This window comes from Protofrankia sp. CiP1_Cm_nod3, assembly GCF_982290655.1.
The window spans coordinates 1-5,044 of the sequence record NZ_CEVIVD010000175.1; the positions used below are offsets into that span (position 1 = coordinate 1).

Below are 5,044 nucleotides of genomic sequence, written 5' to 3' on the forward strand. Positions count from 1 at the left end.
GTGCAGGGGCGGCTGGGCCGGCGGTCTGGGTGGCGGGGGCTCCGTCCGCGATGGTGATCGTGACGGGAGTGGTGGCGTCGGTCCAGACGAGGATCTTCGCCAGTTTCAGGGTGCTGCGGCGCAGGGCGTAGGGCAGCCGGTCGCGGGAGACGTCGAGGATGAACGGGGTGGGGGTCGACCTGTTGCGGGCCCAGGTGTCGGCGTGTTCGGCGCGCAGGTCGACGAGGTGGAGCAGGTCGGGGGCGGCGAGCAGGCGCGGGGCCGGCCGCGCCGCCGCGGCGGCGGTGTCGGCGGCCGGCGGGCGGGCCAGCAGGGTGTCGACGTGCTCGCGGGCGGCCCTGGCGAGCCGGTCGTCGTAGCGGGCGGTGTAGCGGATCGTCATGATCACGTCGGAGACGGTCGAGGTGTCGAAGCTGTTGGAGTCCTTCGGCAGCCGCAGGGTCCAGCGGCTGATCAGCCCGGCGTTCTCGAACGGCAGCAGGCGGTCGTCGTTCTGGCCGCCGTCGAACAGGCCCTGGTCGTTCTGCCCGTGGCTGGTGACGATGGAGCCGCCGGCCCGGCCGCTGGGCTCGAAGCGGTTGTCGTCGTCGCCGGTGGGGGCGTAGGCGTCGCCGTTCGCGCCGGACGCCGGGTCGGCGGAGCGCCGGATCCGGTCGGCGTCGAGGGTGAGCCGGGCGTTGACCGACGTGTAGGGGCCGGTGATGCACGGGATCGTCAGCGCGACGGTCCTGATCCGGCGCTGGTAGTGCCCGGGGAAGTCGAGGTCGAACAGCCATTCCGGCAGGACGAAGGTGGCGGTGCCGTGGGTGACGAGGTCGGCCAGCGCCGCCGGGTCGAGCAGCCGCAGCGACACCGGCCTGGTGACCTCGTGCAGGCGGTCGTCGTGGTCGAGGCAGGCGGCGTCCATCGTCCTCAGGTCGGCGACGAGCCGGTCGGCGGCGAGCAGGCCCTTGCGTTCGCTGTCCCACACGCCGGCTCTGACGAACGTCCGGTCGTAGCGGTAGAGCTCCTGCTGCCAGGCGCGTTCGGCCTGCCGGGCGAGCCGGAACGCCAGGTTGTACAGCTCCCGGTACATCGCGGTCAGTTCGCGGGCCTGCCAGGAGAACAGGTCGGCGCTGGTGAACTTCGAGGTCATCAGGTCGAGGACGGCGCGGCTCTCGGTCAGCTGCTCGACGCTGTTGTCGTGTTCCCGCTGCGCGGCGGCCTTGCGGACGGCGGCGGCCCCGGCGAGCGTGAACAGGTGGTCCATGTCGGCCGCGGCCAGGTCGCGCTGGAACTCCCAGTCCTGCCGGCGCCATTCGTGATCGGCCCGCAGGCCGGCTTTCGTCCCCTCGGAGTGGTCGATCGACGCCTTGATCTGCGCCAGGACCGCGGCGGTGTTGACGACGGCGGCCAGCTGCTGGCCGCCGTGCTCGGCGCCGAAGATCCACGGGCCGAACTTGGCCTGCGGGATGGCGTTCAGCAGCGATGTCGTGGCCTGGATCGACGTGGAGACGATGTTCCAGTCGGTCGCGCTTGTGATCTTGTCGAGCTGTTTCTGGTTGTCGCTGGCCGGGCCCTGGTCCCGCTCCCATTCCGCCAGCAGCGCGAGGTAGTGCCGGTGGCGGAGGCCGGCCGCGTGATGGGCCGCGGCCGCGGCGTCCTCGTCGAGCTGCGCGGCCTTCAGATGCTGGTCACGTATCGCGGTCATACGCTCGAGGAGCTGGGTCTCGTGGGTCGCCCGCAGGACGGCGAGCTGTTCGGCGTCGCGTTTCTCCAGCGCGGTGAGCAGGGCCTGGCCGAGCTGGCGGGCTTCCTGGGCCAGGTCGAGGGCGCGGGCGAGCAGGGTGTGGAACCGGTGCCGCGGCGGCGGCGCGGACAGTTCCGCGAGCGCCTCGTCCAGGGACATGCCGGCGGCGAGCAGCCGGGCGATCCGGGCCGGGTCGAGCTGGCGTCCCCACAGGTCGGTGACCCGCGGGTTGCCCTGTAGGTCGAGGCTGTTGCGCAGCTTGTGCAGCCGGTCGTCGACGATGTCCCAGTAGCCGGCGAGCCGGTCGTTGCGGGGGACACAGAAGTAGGGCACGGTCGCCAGGGAGAGGACCGTCGCCGGGACCGGCGGGCCGGCCTCCCGGACGCCGTCGGGCACGGTGACGAGGTGTTCGGCGGCGACGAGGGCGTTGGAGAAGCCGCCGAACGTCGCGCCGAGAGTGCGGTAGGTGTGCGCGGGGGGCGCGTCGTGCGGTGGCAGCTGCGGCTGGGCCGGGCCGAGCATGTCCTGGGCGTAGGCGTAGTAGCCGTAGGCGAGGTTCAGTTCCTCGCTGGTGCCCGCGGCGAAGTGGCGGTCGCCGGCGTCGAGGAGAAGGTCGAGGTAGTCCATGAACACGGCCTTCTGGTAGGCGACGGTCCGCAGCGACGCCACCGCGTGCGGGTCGAAGGGATGCTCCCGCCAGCGGGCGACCTGGAGCTGGAAGGCGGGGTCGGCGGTGTTCGCCAGCAGCGACTCGATCCGCTGCTGGCGGTAGTCGGCGCGGGCGCGTTCGTAGAAGGGCCGGGTCTGCCACCGCGAGCGGACCGGGTCCGGGGCGTCTCCGGGCACCATGGCCGCGCAGGACGGGTCGAAGATCGTCCGTAGCCAGCGCAGCCCCGCGTCGAACTGGCCGTTGGACCGCAGCCGCGCCGCCACCAGACGAACGGCGTGGAAGAACAGGTCCCAGTTGTACGAGCTGTAGGCGCCGGCGGGGGAGAAGTCGAGGTCCTCGGCCGGATGCGGCTGTCGCACGTACAGCGGTGACGGGTTGTAGGCCGTCCTGAAGTCGAACCGCCGCCCGGTGTCCGGCCACGGCTGGAAGTTCCAGGGGGCCACCTGGAGGCTGCGGGCCAGCATCCCCTCGACGCCGCCGACCGCCAGCGCCTGGATCAGCGTGGGCAGGAAGGGGTGGTAGAAGGCACCGACGGTGACCGACGGCAGCGACAGCTTGCCGATGGTGCCGAACACCCCGCTCGTGACGATGTCGGAGACGGCGAACCGTGACGCCAGGCTCATGGCCGAGCCCGGCCCCGGGGCCGACATGACGCTGGACGCCTGAGGAACAACGGTCGGTGGCAGGACGAGCGGTTGCAGTCCTGTCGGCGTGGCGGTAAGCATCCGGTTCGTCACCGTAACCGTCACTGTCGGGCCTGCCAGCAGCGACGACACGTCCAGCAGCGACGACACGTCCAGCAGCGACGACGCGTCCAGCAGCGACGACACGTCCGGCAGGGACGGCACCTGCCCCGCGGCGGGCAGCCCCGGCGCGGACGACGATGCCTGGAGCTCCTGCGTCCCGGCAGCGGGATACAGCGGGACAGGCAGCGCGTCGACCGCTGCGTCACCCAGCACGGCCCGCAGGGCGGCCAGCCTGTCGTCACCGGGACGTATGCCGCCCAGCTCCTCGGCCTCACCGGGCCGGAGCGCGTGGTACTGCGCGGGCAGCACGACACCGGCGCCGCGCAGTGCCCAGTCCTTCGGGACCGCGAGCGGGCTCATCCGGCCGCCGGCGGCGAAGAACGTCCGGTCGGCGTCGGCGACGAACAGGTCGGAGCCGACGTCGAGCCCCCAGCTGGCGGACTCGACGGTCACGTTCAGTCGCCTACCCGGAGCCAGCAGCGTGTAGGACGAGGACGGGGCGGAGCCGACCACGAGCGACGCGCCGACGACCCGGCCGCGCCGGTACACCATGCCGGGCGGGTTGTGGGTGAGGGGCTGCGTGCCCGTCACCGCCTCGGCCGTCAGACCGGCCGGCCGCAGCCGGAACCGGCCGACCGGCACCTCCGAATACGACAGCAGCGCCGGCGGCGGGGTCGTCACCGCGATGACGAGCTCGGCGGGCGTCACACTGCCCAGGCGCAGCCCCACCAGGCCGGTGGCCCGGCCGACGGTGACGTAGGCGCCGTCCGCCGCGTCACTGAGCTGTTTGGGCAGCCACTTGCCGTGGCGGCGTTCCGTCCAGGCCAGCAGGACGCGGGCCGACGGCGGCGGCTGGGGCGTGACCTGCACCTCCGTCAGCCTGCGCGGCCCGGTCTGGCCGCCGCCGGACGACGGGACGTCCGGGTCCGGCGTCACCACCGGCCAGAACAGCAGCAGCCGGCGGTTCCACACCACCGGGACGACCTGGTCGTAGCCGATGTCGACCGGGATGACCTCCCACGGCGACCACGCCCCGTCGTCCAGGGTGCGGTAGTAGTACGTGTACGGAGCGGTACCGGAGCGGGCGACCACGTGCAGCACGTCCCGCTGCACCCCGAGGGCGGTCGAGGCGACCCGCTCCCGGTGGAAGCCGAGCACCTGCGGGCGGGCGATCTTCTCCAGTTTGTCCAGGTAGGCGCGGAACGCCTCCTCGGCGGCGTCGTCGGTGAGGCCGGACTGCAACAGGTCCGACTCCAGCTCGGCGAAGAACGACGACCTGCCGATCCGGGCGGCCGGGTCCGCGTAGTTCTCGGTGTGCGTGAAGATCCGGCGTTGGGCCTCCCACACCCGGTAGCGGCCCATCCATACCCACTGTGACCAGCCCTCGTCCGCCTTCGCGTCCGGCCGCATCCCCGGGCCCTCCCGGCCCAGCTCACAGCGCTGCACGAACATCTGCACCGAGTTGAGGGCCTGCCGGATACGGGTGGTGATCTCCTGGGGGCCGATGAGGACGTCGACGAGCAGGCGGGCCGACAGCGCGTCGGCACCGTCCAGCCGGTCACGGTGCACCAGGAAGGAGACGAGGGCGTCGCGCCGCCGGGCCCGCAGGCCGTCGAGGATCGACGCGCCGGTGCTCGCCCACTGGTCGGCGGCGAACCGGGACTCGACCCGGGCGAGCACGGCGTCCGCGGCGGCCAGGCCCCCGGCCGCAGGGTCTGCGGGGGCGGGTCCCCCTGCCGCGGGCTCCGCGGCGGTGAGGTCCGTGGCGGTGGCCCACGTTCGGCACTCGGCCACGGTCGCGCCGACGGCCGCGGCCAGGGCGAGCTGGCGCGCGCCTGCCGCCAGGACGTCAAGGGTGAGGACGTTGCCGCCGGCGGCGTCGGCCGCGCCGGCCGCGCC

The 5,044-nt window shown here is 73.0% G+C and carries 1 protein-coding gene; it reads right to left on the reverse strand.

Annotation, left to right across the window (positions count from 1 at the left end):
* Positions 1 to 5,044: Tc toxin subunit A-related protein (locus tag AC5LUJ_RS21610; RefSeq protein ID WP_493465618.1), on the reverse strand; the 5,044-nt coding region annotated here is incomplete at both ends.